This window comes from Alphaproteobacteria bacterium (assembly GCA_030680745.1).
Lineage (GTDB): Bacteria > Pseudomonadota > Alphaproteobacteria > JAUXUR01 > JAUXUR01 > JAUXUR01.
The window spans coordinates 1-19,490 of sequence record JAUXUR010000050.1; the positions used below are offsets into that span (position 1 = coordinate 1).

Here is a 19,490-nt window from a genome sequence, read left to right on the forward strand (position 1 = left end):
AAATTATATTCTTTATTTACTTATGGTATTGATTTTATAAAAAATAATATTTCATTTGAAAAAATAAATCGATGTAATTATGTTAATTTTTTGCTAGCATTTGTTATAGATTTAATTGGTTAAAAGTGTCGTGTACTATGGGAATCTATAATTAAATTAATTCTTCTCAAAATACATACCTGAGGCTAAGATCCCGTAATTCAGACACATCTTTTGTCTGATGTGATAACATATTGAACAAGCTTAGAAATTACTTAAATCTGTCTATAAAATAAATCTGATACAAAAAAGTCTTATTCAGCGTACATACAAAAGCTAAGATTTTCAAATTTTGGTGCAACTTTTAAAATTTGCTCATCAACTGAATTAAATTTATTTGAATATTCATACTTTTATACAAAAAAATATAAATAAATAATTTTTTTATTATTTATTTATTGTAGTATTTTAAAAAATATGCTACAGATTTTTTTGTAAATTTTAATTTAATTGAAAGAATTCGAAATGAAAAAAACACTGAATGTTCTGTTTTTATTGTTAACACCAACAATTCATGCTTTTGCAAATGGCAATGACATTGCCGATGAAAGCGCCTGTTCGACTTCGTCAAGTCAAAATGATTATGTCTCGGCACCAAGCCTTGTTCCTATTGAAGGCTTTCTAATCTCAGGAGAACTATGCAAATATATTGCCTCATTTTTACCAAAAGATGAACAACTTATGGCCTTGTACACTGTAACACCACTGATTCCTGTTGATACAAATGACGAAGGAGAAATTGATTTAAGTAATAGATTGAGCGGGATATTCAATTTAAATGAAAAGAACACGGCTTATTTTGATAGCGCAACATGTCAATTTTTAAATGATCCCGATCATGAATTGGTACCTTTGTATAATGTAAAATCATTAGTATTTTTAATTAGACCAACATCAGAGGAAATGATTTTGCTATCAAAAAAATTTCCTAATGTTGAGAAAATAGATTTGAGCGGTATGCTGTATAAAATGTATCCTGGCGAAAGAACATGTATCATCAAAACATTAAAAAAATTTAAGAACCTTCAACATCTTGTTGCTTTTGGAAACAAATTACTCAAAGAAGATGCCTTTTATATCGCCCAATTAAAAAAACTTCAATATCTTGACATCAGGCAAAACAATTTAGGTAACGAAGGTGCTGCCTTAATCGCTCAATTGCAAAATCTTAGATATCTTTACATCATAGGTAATAATTTAGATAAAGAAGGTGTTGATTCAATTACTCAATTGCAAAATCTTTTATACCTTCGTATCGATAAAATAAATTAGATAAAGAATATCTGTTTATATTTCTTAATCTTAATAATTAAGGGAAGCCAATCATTAAAGCCTAAAATTATGTCAATACTAACAACAAACCTACCTTTCTGGAAAATAGGCTTTCACTGATTAACTTATGCTTGAAACTAGGAGCTTTCAATCTTTGAACAGCTCCTAAACATCTACACCAACTTTAATTATTATATGCTTGTAAGAAGCTATAATTTAATTAATTCTTCCCAAAACACCCACCTGTGACCAAGATCCCCCATTTCAGACACATCTTTTGTCACACGTGATAAAATATTGGACAACATAAGACATGAGGCATAAAATTGTCGAGGTAGTTCGTAACCACTACACTTTTTCGTAACGCTTAGGACAGAAAAATGATTCTTGCCGATATTGCCTTTTATCTTTTTGCAAGTTTAATGATTTTTGCAGCTGTCATGGTTATTTCATCGCGCAATCCAGTTCATTCTGTTCTTTATCTGATCCTCGCTTTTTTTAATGCGGCAGGCCTTTTTATGCTCTGTGGTGCTGAATTTTTAGCCATGATTTTAATGATTGTTTATGTGGGTGCGGTTGCCGTTTTATTCCTTTTTGTTGTCATGATGCTTGATGTTACGGTAACTGAAGCAAAGCAAGGCTTTTTAAAATATTTACCCATTGGTGGCGCCATTGGCCTTATTGTGATGGCGGAGCTTATTTTTGTAATGGTGTCGTGGATGACAAATCCCGAATTTTTAGAAACACCTTTAAAAGCATCGCCCATGCCTGACTTAGCACAAACAAGCAATACGAAAGCGTTGGGGCTGATTCTATACACAGATTATTTTTATCTGTTTGAAGTTGCAGGTCTTATCTTGCTGGTTGCGATGATTGGCGCTATTGTATTAACAATGAGGGAACGTGTTGGTGTTAAACGCCAAAATATTTCCAACCAAGTGAGTAGAACGCGTGAAGACGTTCTTGAAATTAAGAAAGTTGCAACGGGAGAAGGAATTAATCTATGAGCATTGGTATAAGTCATTACCTTGTGATTTCATCCATCTTATTTTCATTGGGGATTTTTGGGATTTTTTTAAATCGTAAAAATGTCATTACCATCCTTTTATCCATCGAACTTATTCTACTTTCAGTCAATATCAATCTGGTCGCTTTTTCGCATTTCTTACAAGATTTAGTTGGCCAAGTCTTTGTTATGTTTATACTAACTGTTGCTGCAGCTGAAGCTGCTATCGGTCTTGCAATTCTCGTGATTTATTTTAGAAATCGCGGCTCTATCGCTGTTGAAGACGTCAATATGATGAAAGGTTAAGGAAAACTGAATGGCCATTTTATGCGTTTTTCTACCTTTCCTAGGTTTTCTTATTGCAGGATTATTTGGACGTCAATTAGGCGATAAAGGGGCGCAATATGCCACCTGCATCCCGATGATCCTTTCTGCCATTCTTTCTGTTTTTTTGTTTTTAGGCAATTCAGGCATTGAAACAATTATCCCTCTTTTTACCTGGATTGAAACAGGCACATTTTCAGTTTCGTGGGCGTTAAGGCTCGACACCTTAAGTTGTGTAATGATGATTGTCGTCACTTTTGTATCAACTCTTGTCCATATTTATTCCATTGGTTATATGAGCCATGATAAGTCGATCCCTCGGTTTATGGCTTATCTCAGCCTTTTTACTTTTTTTATGTTGATGCTGGTAACCGCCAATAATTTGCTTCAATTATTCTTTGGTTGGGAAGGCGTTGGTCTTGCATCCTACTTACTTATTGGGTTCTGGTATAAAAAAGCAACCGCCAATGCAGCCTCCATCAAAGCTTTTTTGGTCAATCGTGTTGGCGATTTTGGTTTTGCGCTTGGTATTTTTGCTTGTTTTTATATTTTTGGATCTGTTTCATTCGACGATATATTCAGGGATGCAGCAAGCCACAAAGATAAAATTATTCATTTTTTAGGCCATGATTTTCATGCTATGACCTTGATTACGTTCCTTTTATTTATTGGTGCGATGGGTAAATCAGCTCAATTAGGCCTTCATACGTGGTTGCCTGATGCGATGGAAGGCCCTACACCTGTCTCAGCCCTTATTCACGCCGCAACAATGGTAACTGCTGGCGTCTTTATGGTGGCACGTATGTCGCCACTTTTCGAACTTGCACCTGACACACTTGCTTTTGTAACTATTATTGGTGGACTCACGGCCTTATTTGCAGCGACCATTGCCTTGACGCAAAATGATATAAAGCGCGTGATTGCGTATTCAACCTGCAGTCAATTGGGCTATATGTTTTTTGCAGCTGGTCTTTCAGCTTATGACGCCTCCATTTTCCATCTAGCGACGCATGCTTTCTTTAAAGCACTCCTTTTCTTAGGCGCAGGATCGGTTATTCATGCCTTGTCGGGCGAGCAAGACATGCGGCAAATGGGTGGTATTTGGCGTTTAATTCCAACGACTTATGTCTTGATGTGGATTGGCAGTTTAGCACTCGCCGGTATTCCTATTTTTGCAGGTTATTATTCCAAAGATCTTATTTTGGAATCTGCTTTTGCGTCAGGCGCGCATGGTCATATGCTTGGTTATTTCGCCTATGCAATAGGCATTTTAACTGCTTTATTAACGGCATTTTATTCATGGCGTCTCATTTTTCTAACCTTCCATGGAAAGCCGCGCGCGCATGAACGCGTGATGGCACATGTTCATGAATCACCTTTTGTCATGATTATGCCGCTTGTAATGCTCGCCATCGGTGCTGTTTTTGCAGGTATATTAGGGATCGATTATTTCACATCGGGTCATGCTTTTTGGGGCAAATCAATTGTCACAAATCATGGTGGACATCCGCATGTGCCTTTCGTAATCGAGCATCTAACCCTTGTTGTCGTGCTTTTAGGTATTTATTTAGCCTATATATTTTATTTACTCAAACCAACATTACCGGCAAAGATGGCTCAAAAATTTAAGGCTTTATACCAATTATCTTATAACAAATATTATGTTGATGAATTATACGATCTAATATTCGTCCGCCCATCCTTTATCATTGGTCGTATTTTTTGGAAAGCGGGCGATGGTTTTATTATTGATGGATTAGGACCAGATGGTATTTCTAAATTGACCATGAATGCTTCTTTGCGCATTAGTCGTTTCCAAACAGGTTATCTCTATCATTATGCTTTTGTTATGCTGCTTGGCGTTTTTGCATTAATGACGTGGATGATTTATAAGTTTTTGATATAGAGAGGAATTCTTCGTGTTTGGGCAATTGCCAATTTTGTTGACAACAATTATTTTTTTGCCACTCATCGGTGTCATCTTTATTCTTCTTGTCCCTAAACAAATTCCTGGTTTTGAGCGTAATATTAAAAATGTCGCTTTATGGACGTCAATAACTACTTTTGTATTGTCGTTATTTTTATGGGGTGGATTTGATGTCGCACATAAAGGATTCCAGTTTTACCATGTTGTAGATTGGTTACCTTCTTTAGGCATCAAATATGCTGTCGGTATTGATGGTATTTCACTTTTCTTTGTACTTCTTTCTACCTTTCTTATTCCTGTTTGTATTATTGCGTCATGGAAAACAATTAAAAATTACGTACGTGAATATATGATTTGTTTTTTACTGCTTGAAATCATGATGGTTGGCATGTTTGCTGCCCTTGATTTAGTATTATTCTATCTTTTCTTTGAAGCCGTTCTAATCCCCATGTTTATCATTATTGGCGTTTGGGGTGGTCAACGACGTGTTTATGCCGCTTTTAAATTTTTCCTTTATACCCTTTTAGGCTCTGTTTTAATGTTATTGGCGATCATTGCCATCTATGTTCAAATGGGGACGACATCAATCCCAGAACTTTTAACAAAATCATTCCCTTATGATCTACAGATTTATTTATGGCTTGCTTTTTTTGCGTCTTTTGCAGTCAAAGTGCCTATGTGGCCCGTCCACACTTGGCTTCCAGATGCGCACGTCGAAGCACCAACGGCGGGATCTGTTATTTTAGCAGGTGTCTTGCTGAAAATGGGTGCTTATGGATTTTTAAGATTTTCATTACCCTTATTTCCTTATGCAACCGAAGTGTTTACGCCTTTTGTCTATACGCTTAGTATTATCGCGATTATTTACACGTCGCTTGTTGCGCTTGCGCAAGAGGATATGAAAAAACTGATCGCTTATTCTTCCGTTGCGCATATGGGTTTTGTGACATTGGGCATTTTCACCCTCACCCAACAAGGTGTTCAAGGTGCGATCTTCCAAATGTTAAGCCATGGTATTGTATCAGCAGCACTTTTCTTATGTGTAGGTGTTGTTTATGATCGTATGCATTCACGTCAAATTTCATATTATGGTGGCCTTGTCGAGCGTATGCCGCTTTATGCTATTGCCTTTATGATTTTCACGCTTGCATCAATTGGTTTGCCAGGCACAAGTGGCTTTGTAGGCGAATTTTTAGTCCTTTTAGGGTCGTTCCAAGTTAATAATTTGGTTGCCTTTTTTGCGACCACCGGCCTTATTTTGGGCGCTACTTACGCTTTATATCTTTATAGACGCGTCATTTTTGGACCGCTTCAACAGGATCATTTAAAATCTATTCTTGATTTAAGTCCACGTGAAATAGGCATATTTGTACCTTTGATACTGATTGTATTCTGGATGGGCATATATCCTAAAAATTTCACGCATATGGTCGATCCAACGGTGAGTGAATTAATAAAGAATTTTCACAAATCAAAAGAACATTTCCCAACAAAATCAGTTGCGGAAGTTTTAGGATTAAAAACGCCTGACCAAACAAATTTGGCTTTCGATAATACGAAACATACAATAGATTTTCAGAACGATTACTATCCAGAGTATGAGGCAAAGTCTAGAAAAGCCGAAAACCGGAATGGAATGTACTTTGGGTACATGAATGCCGGCCAGTTTATAAATTTTGACAGGCTTGACGACGAATTTGTCCATAATGTGGATAGTAAAGAAAAAGTGAGCATTCGATGAATATCGTAAATATTTTACGCCCCTTATTGCCGGAATTATTGCTCGCCATATCGGGTATGGTTTTACTTATTGTAGGTGCGTTCAAAGGCAATAATGCATCAAGACTTATTTCTCAATGCATCGTCGCTTTATTTGCCATTGCAATTATTTTAACAATTTTTGGACCAAAAAATAGTAACGACATATTAAAAGACCATTTTACACTTGATCCTTTTGTATTATTTGTAAAGCCTCTTATACTTTTCGGATCAATGATTGCGACCATAATGGCCATGAATTATTGGCGCAATGAAAAAGAAGAACGTTTTGAATTTTCAATACTTATTCTTTTTGCGACGCTTGGCATGATGGTCATGGTGTCATCCAATAATTTAATTGCACTTTATTTGGGGCTCGAGCTTCAAAGCCTATGTTTATATATTTTAGCCTCCTTCCGAAAAAAAGCATTACGGTCGAGCGAAGCGGGCCTTAAATATTTCGTCCTTGGCGCTCTATCTTCAGGATTTTTGCTTTACGGTTCTTCCTTGATTTATGGCTATGCGGGATCCATTCATTTTGAACAACTTGATCAAATTATAAAACAAACAGGTGCCACGATTTCAATTGGTGGCACATTAGGTCTTGTCATGATTTTAGTTGGCCTCTCATTCAAAGTATCGGCAGTTCCATTTCATATGTGGACACCTGATGTTTATGAAGGGTCGCCGACACCAGTGACGGCCTTCTTTGCGATTGCACCTAAAGTTGCCGCCATCGCCATTTTCTTAAGATTGATTCAAGGACCTTTTGCCCATCTTGTTCATCAATGGCAGCAAATTATTATTGTTTTGTCGATTTTATCTATGTTGGTCGGTGCTTTTGGGGCTATCCAACAAAAGGGAATCAAAAGACTTTTAGCGTATTCTTCCATAGGTCATGTAGGCTATTTATTAATGGGATTTGCAACAGGCAGTCAAAAAGGAATCGAGGCTGTTCTTGTCTATCTGGTCATTTACGTCATTATGGGCATTGGCACATTTTCTGTTGTTTTAGCGTTAAGACGACAAGGACGTCTTATTCATGATTGGGCTGATTTAAAAGGTCTCGCTAAATCTCATCCGGGCGCCGCCTTCTTAATGGCGGTCTTCATGTTTTCAATGGCAGGGATTCCTCCTTTGGCAGGTTTTTTTGCGAAACTATACATCTTCATGGCCGCTATTGATGCACAACTTTATACACTTTCAATCATTGGTGTCGTAACATCAGTTATTGCCGCATTCTATTATCTGCGTATTATAAAAATGATGTATTTTGATGAAGTTACGTCATCCCTCGACATTATGTCCTCTCGTTCGCTTAGAGTCATTATGGTTATGGCAGGTGTCTTTATCTTGTGCTTTTTTATTAAACCCGATTTTATAGCGCATTATGCGCGACTGGCAGCGACGTCATTGGTTGTTTATCAATAATGCTTACTACCCAGCCTATTGACAAATTCGTCGTCAGGCATGCGTTTCCGGTACTCATGTACGAAAGGGTACATTCCGTTCCGGTTCTCTGCCTTTCTAGACTTTGTCACATAATCTGGATAGTCAATAACAAATAAGTGGAGAATTACTCAATAATGGAATTTTCAATTCACCATTATGATGAAATTGATAGCACCATGAATGTGGTACGCGATTATTTAGTAAATAATCCAACAAAATCACATGGATATATTGTTCAATCGGATCTTCAAACTGGCGGTCGCGGTCGTTATGGACGACAATGGATATCACCCATTGGCAATCTTTATTTCAGTCTTTGCGTAACGCCTAATGTTAATCTTACCAAAGCGTCAGAGCTCTCTTTTGTGATATGTTTGGCCATTGGTGAGGCTTTGCAAGAAATACTTCCCAAAAAGACAAAAATGTTGTATAAATGGCCTAACGATATATTAATTGATGATTTGAAGGTGTGTGGCATTTTACTTGAGGCCAATACAAATTTAAAAAACGAGCTACAGGGTATTATTATTGGTATCGGCCTTAATTGTTTGGATTTCCCAGAAAGTGGGACTTTAGTGCCCGCAACGTCATTAATTGATCGTGGGGTTTCAGCAGCAAATGCTGATAAACAAAAAATGTTAGATAGGATCTTACAAAAGATATCTTTCTTTTACGAATATTGGCTGAAAAATGGATTTCAGCATATTAGAGAATTATGGCTAGAGCGCGCAAAAGGGCTAAATGAACCCATCAAGATTCGGCTCGAGCAAAAAGAATTAACAGGCATTTTTCGCGATTTGGATGCGCAAGGCGCACTCATCGTCGAAACAGAAAATGAAACAATAAAAGTAACAGCAGGAGACGTCTATTTTAAATCGACATAATTACTGGATTTATGAGACAAAGTCTGTAACCGCTTCTATTCGTGCGTGTATATTAAACTTGATACATGCAAATAAGAACGGAATGATAAGACATTTGTACACTTTTTTATTAATTATGTTTTCTAAACACTTAGCAGATAATTATTCAGATTATGTGATAAAGTCTAGGAAAGGTGAGAACCGGCACGGAATGTACTTAAGTACATGAGTACTGGATGCGCAGACTTGACGACGAATTTACGCGTAGGATGAATAATTACAAATTATCAACAAGTTAAGAAACAATTAGAGTTATATAATGACAAAATCAAAATCGGAAATGATTTTTATTCCCCTGGGTGGCACGGGCGAAATAGGAATGAACCTCAATTTATACGGGTATGAGGGTAAATGGCTCATGGTTGATCTTGGTGTCACCTTTGGTGAAACAAGTTCACGTGGCTTTGAAATCATTATGCCTGATCCAAGCTTTATCATCGAACGAAAAGACGATCTTGTGGGGATCGTTTTAACCCACGCACATGAAGATCATATTGGCGCTGTGCCTTATTTATGGGCTGAATTACGTTGCCCCATTTACGCAACGCCTTTCACAGCTGCTTTAGTGCGCCATAAATTATATGATGCAGGTATTCATAAAGAAGCAATATTACATGAAATACCCGTTGGCGGCACGATTGATTTAAACCCCTTTCGCGTAAAATACGTCACATTGACTCACTCCATTCCAGAACCTAATGCTGTTTTAATTGAAACAGATGCAGGACGTGTTTTACACACAGGCGATTGGAAATTTGATCCTCATCCACTCGTTGGTGACGATGTAGATCGTAACGCCCTTGCTGAACTTGGTGAATTGGGTATTGACGCGCTTGTGTGCGATTCAACCAATGCCATGGAAAAAGGACGATCTGGCTCTGAAGGTGAAGTACGTGAATCTTTATTGAAGCTCGTTCAAAATTATCCAGAAGGTCGATTAGCAATTGCTTGTTTTGCAAGCAACATCGCGCGTCTTGAAACGATTGCCATCGCTGCAAAAACTATTGGTCGTCGCGTAGGACTCGTCGGTCGCTCATTATGGCGTATGAATGAAATTGCACGTGATCTTGGCTATTTAAAAAACCTTGATCCCTTTTTATCAGAACAAGAAGCGGCGCTTATGGCGCGTAATAAAGTATTGCTGATTTGTACTGGTAGTCAAGGTGAGCCAATGGCTGCACTTTCGCGTATTTCAAATGGTACGCATCCGCATATTAAATTGCAAGCAGGTGATTCTGTTGTTTATTCATCGCGTATGATTCCTGGCAATGAAAAAGCGATTTTCGCTGTCCAAAATAATCTTGTTAAAATGGGTATTGAAATATTAACCCCAAAAGATGAATTCACACACGTTTCTGGACATCCATCGCAAGATGAATTGACACAAATGTATCAATGGGTTAAACCACGTTGCGTTATTCCTGTTCATGGTGAAGCACGTCATTTACTAGCGCAAGGACGTCACGCTAAAGCATGTCAAGTGCCAGAAGTTATCGTTACTGAAAATGGTGCGGTCATTCGCATAGGACCTGATTATTCAGAAATTATCGATACAGTCCCTGTTGGTCGTTGGGCTATGGACGGTAAAACATTAACACCGCTCACAAAGCCTTTGTTAAGAATGCGCGAACGCGTTTTCAGCAATGGATTCCTTGCGATCACGATTGCATTGGATATTAAAGGTCTATTGCGTGGTGATCCACAATTATCTTCCTTCGGCGTTTGGGATTATGATCCTGAAGATGAAGAATGGTGGAATGCGTGTGAATTAGTCCGTGAAATAATTGCAGGACTTACACCTGTTGAAAGACGCAATGATAAAGTCATTATGGAAATTATTGAAGCCGCTTTCAGAAAACATACGCGAAATGTCTTTGGTAAAAAACCATTGATTGAAGTGAATGTGATTCGGGTTTAATTCTTTATTTTAAGGTATAATTGCTTAGATCATTTGGGATTACCGATAATCTGGGCAATTTACCAATCTACTAGAAAATTGCCTACACACTTTTGTTTTCCTGGACGCGTTGAAGCGTAGCTTCATACGTAGATCCAGGATCCAAAACGAAATTCATGCTCGAAAGAGCATGGCAAAATATTTAAATAACGCCATGATCTGCGATCATGAGTATTATTTGGATCCTGAATCCGCATTCGAGCCCTCTGGGCTCTCATTGGTTCAGGAAAACAGCTGAGTTGTTGGCTAGTTTCTCACTAAAATTATGTTTTTGTTCGGTTGGCAATTTATTAAAGGAGATATCATGATCTCAGGTCTCGCCCATATCGCCATCGTTGTTCCCGATTTATCAAAGGCAGCTCATCTTTACAAAGATATCTTTGGTGCGGAAATTTCAGATCAGCTTGATTTGCCCGAACATGGCGTATCCATTATTAAAGTCAATTTACCTGGTTGTTTAATTGAACTTTTGCATCCATTTGGCGCTCAATCCCCTATTCAAAAATTTTTAGATAAAAATCCTGATGGTGGTATGCATCACCTTTGCTTCAATGTGAATGATCTTTCAACAATAAAGGATGCAACCCAAGATAAAATCCGCTATTTAAATGGAGGTAATCCAAAAATTGGGATGAAAGGCAAACCCGTTTTGTTTATTCACCCTAAGGATATGTGTGGCACGTTAGTAGAATTGGAAGAACATTAATGGGTATTGTTTCAGGGATTGTTATCTATGTTGTTTTATGGTGGGTGACGCTTTATGCCGTTTTGCCTTGGGGGATTCAACGATCAGAAGTACTTATTAAGGGACAAGAAATTGGAGCGCCAGACAAACCGCACATGAAATTAAAATTGATTGTAACGACATCAATTTCATTCGCTTTATGGCTTATCGTCTATGCGCTCATTACAGCCGAAATCCCTTATTTAAACGAAATGTTTATGGGATAAATCTTCCTGCATCATTAAAGGGGGTACTACCCTCTAAAAGACACAGCAATAAATTAAATGTTTGTAGCTTGCGCGCGAACGCGATCCAAATCTTCTTGTGTGTCAACTGATTGTGGAATTTGATCAACAAGCGCCACATCGATACGCATACCAGATGCTAATGCACGTAATTGTTCCAATCTTTCACGTTTTTCAAGCAATGAGACAGGCAGCGTCATGAAACGTTCTAAAGCTTCGCGTCTAAAAGCATAAACGCCGATATGATGATAATAAACATCATCGTCATTGGGTGTTTGTGGAATAAGGGAGCGACTGAAATAAACACCGCGTCCAATATCTGGATTTTTAGCTGAAAGCTCTAAAGCGATTTTTACCACATTGATATTTGTTTTGTCAGACGCCTCAGTAATAGGGGCTGCAATCGTTGCAATATCAACTTGCGCATCTGCAAGCAATGGGTCGACGACTTTTTTTAAATTTTCTGGTTTAATAAGCGGCAAATCCCCTTGAAGATTCACAATTACATTGTATTTTTTGTCTGGATCAATTTTTTGAATTGCTTCATAAATTCGATCAGAGCCTGTTTGGTGATTAATTGAGGTCAAAATCGCATTGCCACCCATTTTTTTTATAACATCAATAATTTCTTGATCAGGTGTTGCAACATAGACAGGACCAAGGCCAGATTCAACACCACGCCTATAAACATGCTCAATCATGGTTTTACCAACAATATCAGCCATTGGCTTATTTGGAAGACGCGTTGCACCTAAGCGTGCCGGAATTAAAATTATAGGATTGATTTTTTGCATCTATAGGTCCATAAATTTGATGTGTTTTTAACTTAGAACTGTCATAACACACCAAATAGCGTTATGCTACTGCATATTAAAGAGAACGTCTTTATAATAGAGTTCTTTTATGCAATAAACGTGTTTTGGCGAGTAGAGGGGGAATAAAATGTCGCTTGAATTTAATAAAATTGCAGCCTCTGTCCTGGTTGCGGGTATTATTGCCCTTGTCGGCAGCATTGTTGCCACTCACATTTTTGATACTAATAAACATGACGCACATATCACCATCGCAACGAATGCGCCAGCCTCGGGTACTGAAAGCGGCGACGCGCCAAAAGGTCCTGAATCCATTATGGCTTTACTCGCGAGTGCGGATATCAAAGCTGGTCAAGACGTTTTTAAGAAATGCGTTTCATGTCATACAGCTGAAAAAGACGGTCCCCATCGCGTTGGCCCTAATTTATGGAATGTCGTCGGCGAAAAAGTTGGCACGAAACCTGGTTATGCCTATTCCAAAGCAATGGCAGGACATGGTGGCAATTGGGATTATCAAACTTTAAGTGATTATTTATTTAAACCAAATGCTTATGTTAAAGGTACAAAAATGACCTTTGTGGGTATTTCAAAAACACAAGAACGTGCTAATATCATTGCTTATTTACGCACGATGGGTGACAACCCACAACCATTGCCAGATGCATCTGCAGCTGCACAAACTGTGGCGTCAACAGCACCAGTACCTGCAGCACAAGGTTAAAGATGAAACGACTTTTTTGCCTTATTGCAGCATTAACGGTTTTTCCACTTTTTGCTGAAACGCCTGCGCCTTCTTCTTATTGTTTAAGCTTAGGCGGTGTCGAACCAAAATATAAAGCAGGATTTAAACATCTTGATTATGTAAATCCAGACGCCCCCAAAGGTGGTAAAGTTACTTTTACAGCTTTAGGTGCTTTTGATAGCTTTAATCCATATCCGATTAAAGGTAATTCGACACCAATACTTCTTAATTATCGATTAACATACATCTTATATGAAACTCTTATGGAAACGCCTTTAGATGATCATCTTGTTAATTATTGCTTTTTAGCAGAATCTGTTGAGCATGCAGCTGATAATTCTTATGTTACTTTTACTTTACGTAAAGACATTAAATTCAATGACGACACTATAGCAAATGCAGATGATTTATTATTCAGTTTTAATATCTTACGTGAAAAAGGAAAACCATATTTTAGAACTTATTATGGTGATGTTTTAGAAGCGCAAAAATTAGATAATTGGTCTGTTAAATTTGTTTTCAAAAATAATAAAAACAAAGAATTAGCTTTAATCTTAGGGCAGTTGCCGCTTTTATCTAAAGCGTTTTGGTCAAAACATAAATTTGAAGATACGATTTTAGAGCCCATTGTATCAACGGGCCCTTATATGATTTCTAAATTTAAACCTGGTCATGAACTTACTTTTAAACTTAATCCTAATTATTGGGCAAAAAATCATCCTTTGGCTAAAGGACGATGGAATTATGATAAAATAAAATTTCAATATTACAAAGATTCGACCTTAACCTTACAATCTTTTATTGCAGGGGAATCAGATATAAAAGTTGAAGTTAAACCTAATGAATGGTTTAGGGATTATAATGGTCCTACTTTTAAATCGGGTTATCATATAAAGCAAGAAATTCCTAGTAACGATCCCCCAGGTCGTCAAGGGTATTATTTTAATTTAAGAAAACCCATTTTTCAGGATAGCAAAGTACGTGAAGCATTAACTTATTTATATGATTTTGAATGGATCAATAAAAACCTGTTTCGAAATAAATTTAAACGTATTGAAAGCTATTTTCAAAATACGGAACTTGCAGCAACAGGATTACCCACGGGTGAAGAGCTTGAAATTTTAGAAGAACATGAAAATGATTTACCTATTCGTTTATTTAAAGAAAAATATACACCGCCTAAAACAAATGGATCCGGCAATATAAGATCCTCTTTAAGGACAGCTTTGCGTCTTTTGAAAGAGGCTGGATGGGTAACCATAGGCGATAAACTGATTAACAAAAAAACAAAAGAACCTTTTGTCTTTGAAATATTAATTAAAGATCCTTATACGGAACGCATTACGCAACCTTTTATTAATAATTTAGCGCGTGCTGGCATTGAAGCTAAATTACGTATAATTGATTCGGCCCAATATGAAATGCGGATGAATAATTTTGATTTTGATATGATTTTCTCCCCCCATATGGGGACTACCTATTCACCAGGCAATGAGCAAGAAGCCTATTGGGGCAGTAAATTTGCTGATCGTAAAGGGGGTGATAATAAAACAGGTCTTAAAAATAAAGTTGTAGATGAATTAATTCAAAAAATTATTAATACGCAAACCCGAAAAGAACTTATTGTTCTTTCCAAAGCCTTTGATCGTGTTTTGGAATCTCTTTTTCTATCAATTCCATTGTTTTATAATCCCAATTATTGGGTAGCGACTAAAGATAAATTTGGGCAACCTAAAAACCCGGATAATGTTGGTTTAGGTATTTATGATACATGGTGGGTTGATCCCGTGAAGGATAAGGCGCTTGATGCTAAAAAACCCTAATATACCCTTCCCCTTTCAAACTGTGGAGGGCGTCAGATTTCGGGATTCACAATACTCACGTATGAAGGATACGCTCCGTTTGTTCACCACTCATATTCCTACCCACATTTTGAAATTGTTTGGGTATGGAAATTTTAGCAGAGTAAACTCAAAAATGCAGTCTCCTAGCAGTTTTCCTGGACAGATGAGAAACGGAGCTTCAAGCACAGATAAACACCATCCCGCATCGTCATTGCGAACCCCCTTTAGGGGGTGCGGCAATCTCTCTTCGGAAAGATTTTTAGATTGCCACGCGTCTTCAACGCTCGCAATGACGAATTACCCACATCGTCATTGCGAACCCCCTTTAGGGGGTGCGGCAATCTCCATTTTTCAGCAAGATTGCCGCGGGGCTGCGCCCCTCGCAATGACGAATCTGAAGAGTGATTCCTTTAGCATTCACAATGACGAATTTGCCCATAGGCTGGGTAATTATTTAATAGGAATTAATTAGCCAATGCTTTCATATATCATCCGCAGGCTTTTACTTATGATTCCAACATTGTTTGGGATTTTGGTCATTAATTTCCTAATCGTTCAATTTGCACCTGGTGGACCTGTTGAGCAAACAATTGCACGTATCCGCGGTACGGCCGTTGATGCGACGGCTCGATTCGGTGGTGGCGGTCTTGAATCGATGTCATCCCAAGGCCAATTTGATTCAAGCGATGTCCATAGTAAATATCGCGGCTCACAAGGACTCGATCCAGAACTCATCAAAGAAATCGAAAAATTATATGGATTTGATAAACCAGCGCATGAGCGTTTTGTGAAAATGTTGGGGCAATATATCACCTTTGATTTAGGCAAAAGCTTTTATAAGGATAAAACGGTTGGTGAATTAATCTTAGATAAATTGCCAGTTTCTATATCATTGGGATTATGGACAACCTTGCTTATTTATTTGATTTCCATTCCCCTTGGCATCAAAAAAGCCATACGCGATGGCAGCAAATTTGATATGTGGAGTTCGGCTGTCGTCGTTGTAGGCTACGCTATCCCTGCTTTTATTTTTGCGGTAATGCTCATTATAATTTTCGCAGGGGGTAGTTATTTAGACTGGTTCCCCTTAAGGGGACTTGTATCCGATAATTGGTCAGAAATGGATTGGCCTCACAAAATAGCCGATTATTTTTGGCATGTGACTTTACCTATTTTTGCGATGGTCATTGGTGGTTTTGCGTCTTTAACAATTCTCACGAAAAACTCGATCCTTGAAGAAATCAATAAGCAATATGTAATGACAGCACGCGCCAAAGGCTTGACACAAAAGGCGGCGCTTTATAAACATGTCTTTAGAAATGCAATGCTTGTGATTGTAGCAGGTTTTCCACATGCGATTGCCCATATTTTCTTTACAGGATCTGTTTTGATCGAAGTTATATTCTCGCTTGATGGTTTAGGGTATTTGGGCTTTGAATCAGCCCTTAATCGAGATTATCCAGTCGTTTTTGGAACACTTTTTGTTTTTACCCTCATTGGGTTGGGTTTAAATTTGCTAGGGGATATTTTATACGTTGTTGTTGATCCACGCATTGATTTTGAGGCGCGCAAATCATGACGCATGAAAACAAACCGAAACGTTTTTTGTTCATGAAATTATCTCCCATTGGTGAGAGACGATATGCTAATTTTAGAGCCAATAAACGTGGGCTTTATTCTTTATGGATATTTAGCGTATTATTTTTCTTTACGCTTTTTGCCGAACTCATTTCTAATGACAAACCCTTGCTTGTGCAATATGACAATCACTATTATTTTCCCATCTTTAAAGTGTACCCAGAAATAACTTTTGGTGGAGAATTTGAAACAGAAGCGGATTATAGGGATCCTTTTGTCCAAGATTTAATCAAGAAAAAAGGTTGGATGCTTTGGCCTTTGATTCCTTATAGCTATAAAACTATCAAAATGGATTTGCCATCGCCTGCCCCTTCCCCACCGAGCACTGAAAATTGGTTAGGCACCGATGATCATGGACGCGACGTTACAGCACGCCTTATTTATGGTTTTAGACTTTCAGTGTTGTTTGGTCTAAGCCTTACGATTTTAAGTTCCTGTATCGGCATTGCAGCTGGCGCGATCCAAGGCTATTTTGGCGGTTTAACCGATCTTATTTTCCAGCGTTTTATCGAAATTTGGTCAGGGTTACCTTTGCTTTATCTTATTTTGATTATGGCATCGATTATTGAGCCTAATTTTTGGTGGCTCATGTTTATTATGTTGCTATTTAGTTGGATGGCGCTCGTTGCAGTTGTCAGGGCTGAATTTTTGCGCGCGCGTAATTTCGATTATGTAAGGGCCGCCAAAGCCTTGGGCGTTGGCAATATTACAGTCATGACACGTCACATATTACCAAATGCCATGGTTGCCACTTTATCATTAGTGCCTTTCATCTTAAGCGGGTCCATTTCAACTTTGGCTTCGCTCGATTTTTTAGGTTTCGGGCTGCCACCAGGATCGCCGTCAATGGGTGAACTTTTGATGCAAGGCAAAAATCATCTCTCCGCCCCCTGGCTTGGCCTTACAGGCTTTTTGGCGCTATCAATCACACTGACATTGCTCGTCTTCATTGGCGAGGCTGTGCGGGATGCTTTTGATCCCAGAAAGACATTCAAACGATGAGCAATATTCCTCATAAAAATAATGAATCGCTGCTGAGCGTCGAAAACCTTTCTATGTCTTTTATCCTGGGCGAAAAAGAATTTCCAACGCTTCATAATATTAGCTTTTCTCTTGATAAAGGCGAAACCTTAGCGCTTGTGGGCGAATCAGGCTCTGGTAAATCGGTTACCGCCCTATCGATCATGCGCCTTTTATCACCTGCAATTACAAAATATACCAGCGGCAAAATTATCTTTTTAGGCAAAGATCTTCAAAAAACACCTGAAAATGACCTATGTCAATTACGTGGCGATCGCATGGGCGTCATTTTTCAAGAACCCATGACCTCTTTGAATCCGCTCCATCGCGTCGATCAACAAATTGCTGAAGCCATACAGCTTCATAAACCCGTCCCCAAAAACAAACTTTTAAAACGCGTTAAAGATTTAATGGCCGATGTTGGATTACCAAGCGATGAACGTTTGCTTAATGCCTATCCACATCAATTATCTGGCGGTCAACGCCAACGTGTGATGATTGCAATGGCGCTTGCCAATGACCCTGATTTATTGATTGCTGATGAACCCACGACAGCGCTTGATGTCACGATTCAAGCACAAATTCTTGATCTGTTGCTTGATCTTCAAAAACGTTACAATATGGCCTTATTGCTGATCACCCATGATTTAGGCATTGTCCGTAAAATGGCTGATAATGTCATCGTGATGACCGAAGGTAAAATTGTTGAACGCGGGACAAAACAACAAATTTTTGAAAGCCCTCAGCATCCTTATACTCAAAAATTATTGGCGGCTGAACCCAAAGGCCCAGTTGTTCCTTTGAAAGAAAATGCGCCGATTATTATGGAAGCCCATGATTTAAAAGTCTGGTTCCCGATTAAAAAAGGCATTTTTAAACGTACTTATGATTATGTCAAAGCGGTCGATGGCGTTTCCTTTTTGGTGCGTCAAGGCGAAACCTTAGGCATTGTGGGTGAATCTGGTTCCGGTAAAACGACCTTGGGTCTAGCATTGTTAAAGCTCCAATATAGCCAAGGTGAAATCAATTTTTGCCAAAATCCCATTCATAATCTTAAAGGCAAAGAATTACGGCATTTAAGACGTGAAATGCAGATTGTGTTCCAGGATCCTTTTGCATCATTAAGTCCGCGTATGAATGTTGAACAAATTATTGCCGAAGGCCTTGATGTTCATGGGTTAATGACCAAACCCAAAGAACGACATGATTGTATTATCCAAACATTAAATGATGTGGGTTTAAGCCCTGATAGTAGATACCGCTTCCCTCATGAATTTTCAGGCGGTCAACGTCAGCGTATTTCAATTGCACGCGCGCTTATTTTACGTCCAAAATTATTGATTCTTGATGAGCCGACTTCAGCATTGGATATGTCCGTTCAAGCACAAATCGTTGATTTGTTACGTGATCTTCAAATGCGATATAATCTAGCGTATATTTTTATATCGCATGATCTTAAAGTCATTCGTGCATTAAGCCATCGAATTCTCGTCATGAAAGACGGTAAAATTGTTGAAGAAGGCACACGCGATCAAATATTTACAAATCCCAAACAAGCTTATACACAAGCTTTAATGGCGGCTGCATTGGATTTAAAAGTAAAGAAGATAAATTAATATAATATAGGGGCAGTTGACATTTCATAAAGAAATCATACTGTATATTGAAAATCATAGTACACGACACTTTTAACCAATTAAATCTATAACAAATGCTAGCAAAAAATTAACATAATTACATCGATTTATTTTTTCAAATGAAATATTATTTTTTATAAAATCAATACCATAAGTAAATAAAGAATATA

General features: G+C 38.0%; 16 protein-coding genes. 15 read left to right on the forward strand and 1 reads right to left on the reverse strand.

Translation table 11 applies throughout. The features are described from left to right. Positions 1–504: 504 nt before the first annotated feature. From Q8L85_05605 to Q8L85_05650, 10 genes are all read left to right on the forward strand, one after another. Positions 505–1,311, forward strand: a complete 807-nt coding sequence (locus Q8L85_05605; protein MDP1724159.1) for a hypothetical protein — start codon at positions 505–507, stop codon at positions 1,309–1,311. A 380-nt stretch (positions 1,312–1,691) separates the two neighbouring features. Continuing rightward, on the forward strand, positions 1,692–2,318 hold the full coding sequence (locus Q8L85_05610) for an NADH-quinone oxidoreductase subunit J (GenBank protein MDP1724160.1): 627 nt from the start codon (positions 1,692–1,694) through the stop codon (positions 2,316–2,318). Further along, positions 2,315–2,623, forward strand: a complete 309-nt coding sequence (gene nuoK, locus Q8L85_05615) for an NADH-quinone oxidoreductase subunit NuoK (protein MDP1724161.1) — start codon at positions 2,315–2,317, stop codon at positions 2,621–2,623. The genes Q8L85_05610 and nuoK overlap by 4 nt, the downstream gene beginning before the upstream one ends. A gap of 10 nt (positions 2,624–2,633) precedes the next feature. Then, entirely contained in the window at positions 2,634–4,547 is a 1,914-nt protein-coding gene (gene nuoL, locus Q8L85_05620) for an NADH-quinone oxidoreductase subunit L (GenBank protein ID MDP1724162.1), read from the forward strand. A gap of 13 nt (positions 4,548–4,560) precedes the next feature. Continuing rightward, positions 4,561–6,309 carry an NADH-quinone oxidoreductase subunit M gene (locus Q8L85_05625; protein ID MDP1724163.1) on the forward strand — a complete coding sequence of 583 codons (1,749 nt, stop codon included), beginning with the start codon at positions 4,561–4,563 and terminating at the stop codon, positions 6,307–6,309. After that, positions 6,306–7,757 carry an NADH-quinone oxidoreductase subunit NuoN gene (gene nuoN / locus Q8L85_05630; GenBank protein MDP1724164.1) on the forward strand — a complete coding sequence of 484 codons (1,452 nt, stop codon included), beginning with the start codon at positions 6,306–6,308 and terminating at the stop codon, positions 7,755–7,757. Before Q8L85_05625 ends, nuoN begins: the two co-directional genes overlap by 4 nt. Before the next feature lie 155 nt (positions 7,758–7,912). After that, positions 7,913–8,662 (forward strand): biotin--[acetyl-CoA-carboxylase] ligase, encoded by a 750-nt coding sequence (locus Q8L85_05635; GenBank protein ID MDP1724165.1) that lies wholly within the window; start codon positions 7,913–7,915, stop codon positions 8,660–8,662. A 298-nt stretch (positions 8,663–8,960) separates the two neighbouring features. Then, complete coding sequence (locus Q8L85_05640; protein MDP1724166.1) at positions 8,961–10,619, forward strand: ribonuclease J; 1,659 nt, start codon at positions 8,961–8,963, stop codon at positions 10,617–10,619. 343 nt (positions 10,620–10,962) lie between these two features. Beyond that, the gene (mce, locus tag Q8L85_05645; protein MDP1724167.1) at positions 10,963–11,364 is read left to right on the forward strand and encodes a methylmalonyl-CoA epimerase; all 402 of its coding nucleotides are present in this window, start codon (positions 10,963–10,965) and stop codon (positions 11,362–11,364) included. Continuing rightward, positions 11,364–11,609 carry a DUF1467 family protein gene (locus Q8L85_05650; protein ID MDP1724168.1) on the forward strand — a complete coding sequence of 82 codons (246 nt, stop codon included), beginning with the start codon at positions 11,364–11,366 and terminating at the stop codon, positions 11,607–11,609. Before mce ends, Q8L85_05650 begins: the two co-directional genes overlap by 1 nt. A 53-nt stretch (positions 11,610–11,662) precedes the next feature. Here the strand turns inward: Q8L85_05650 and Q8L85_05655 are convergent, their stop codons facing one another. Beyond that, the gene (locus Q8L85_05655; GenBank protein MDP1724169.1) at positions 11,663–12,421 is read right to left on the reverse strand and encodes a 3-deoxy-manno-octulosonate cytidylyltransferase; all 759 of its coding nucleotides are present in this window, start codon (positions 12,419–12,421) and stop codon (positions 11,663–11,665) included. A 148-nt stretch (positions 12,422–12,569) separates the two neighbouring features. Here Q8L85_05655 and Q8L85_05660 point away from each other — a divergent pair, with 148 nt between their 5' ends. The 5 genes from Q8L85_05660 to Q8L85_05680 all read left to right on the forward strand — a co-directional run bounded on the left by Q8L85_05660 (position 12,570) and on the right by Q8L85_05680 (position 19,299). After that, positions 12,570–13,160, forward strand: coding sequence for a cytochrome c family protein (locus tag Q8L85_05660; protein MDP1724170.1), 591 nt, complete (start codon positions 12,570–12,572; stop codon positions 13,158–13,160). 2 nt (positions 13,161–13,162) lie between these two features. Further along, on the forward strand, positions 13,163–15,004 hold the full coding sequence (locus Q8L85_05665; GenBank protein MDP1724171.1) for an extracellular solute-binding protein: 1,842 nt from the start codon (positions 13,163–13,165) through the stop codon (positions 15,002–15,004). Positions 15,005–15,500: 496 nt separating this feature from the next. Next, entirely contained in the window at positions 15,501–16,604 is a 1,104-nt protein-coding gene (locus Q8L85_05670; protein ID MDP1724172.1) for a microcin C ABC transporter permease YejB, read from the forward strand. Beyond that, positions 16,601–17,665, forward strand: a complete 1,065-nt coding sequence (locus Q8L85_05675; protein MDP1724173.1) for an ABC transporter permease — start codon at positions 16,601–16,603, stop codon at positions 17,663–17,665. The genes Q8L85_05670 and Q8L85_05675 overlap by 4 nt, the downstream gene beginning before the upstream one ends. Further along, positions 17,662–19,299, forward strand: coding sequence for an ABC transporter ATP-binding protein (locus Q8L85_05680; GenBank protein MDP1724174.1), 1,638 nt, complete (start codon positions 17,662–17,664; stop codon positions 19,297–19,299). The genes Q8L85_05675 and Q8L85_05680 overlap by 4 nt, the downstream gene beginning before the upstream one ends. Positions 19,300–19,490: the final 191 nt, after the last annotated feature.

Coding starts and splice junctions, on each gene's coding strand:
- Q8L85_05605 (MDP1724159.1), top strand. CDS start 505: ATGAAAAAAACACTGAATGTTCTGTTTTTATTGTTAACACCAACAATT.
- Q8L85_05610 (MDP1724160.1), top strand. CDS start 1,692: ATGATTCTTGCCGATATTGCCTTTTATCTTTTTGCAAGTTTAATGATT.
- nuoK (MDP1724161.1), top strand. CDS start 2,315: ATGAGCATTGGTATAAGTCATTACCTTGTGATTTCATCCATCTTATTT.
- nuoL (MDP1724162.1), top strand. CDS start 2,634: ATGGCCATTTTATGCGTTTTTCTACCTTTCCTAGGTTTTCTTATTGCA.
- nuoN (MDP1724164.1), top strand. CDS start 6,306: ATGAATATCGTAAATATTTTACGCCCCTTATTGCCGGAATTATTGCTC.
- Q8L85_05635 (MDP1724165.1), top strand. CDS start 7,913: ATGGAATTTTCAATTCACCATTATGATGAAATTGATAGCACCATGAAT.
- Q8L85_05640 (MDP1724166.1), top strand. CDS start 8,961: ATGACAAAATCAAAATCGGAAATGATTTTTATTCCCCTGGGTGGCACG.
- mce (MDP1724167.1), top strand. CDS start 10,963: ATGATCTCAGGTCTCGCCCATATCGCCATCGTTGTTCCCGATTTATCA.
- Q8L85_05650 (MDP1724168.1), top strand. CDS start 11,364: ATGGGTATTGTTTCAGGGATTGTTATCTATGTTGTTTTATGGTGGGTG.
- Q8L85_05655 (MDP1724169.1), bottom strand. CDS start 12,421: ATGCAAAAAATCAATCCTATAATTTTAATTCCGGCACGCTTAGGTGCA.
- Q8L85_05660 (MDP1724170.1), top strand. CDS start 12,570: ATGTCGCTTGAATTTAATAAAATTGCAGCCTCTGTCCTGGTTGCGGGT.
- Q8L85_05665 (MDP1724171.1), top strand. CDS start 13,163: ATGAAACGACTTTTTTGCCTTATTGCAGCATTAACGGTTTTTCCACTT.
- Q8L85_05670 (MDP1724172.1), top strand. CDS start 15,501: ATGCTTTCATATATCATCCGCAGGCTTTTACTTATGATTCCAACATTG.
- Q8L85_05675 (MDP1724173.1), top strand. CDS start 16,601: ATGACGCATGAAAACAAACCGAAACGTTTTTTGTTCATGAAATTATCT.
- Q8L85_05680 (MDP1724174.1), top strand. CDS start 17,662: ATGAGCAATATTCCTCATAAAAATAATGAATCGCTGCTGAGCGTCGAA.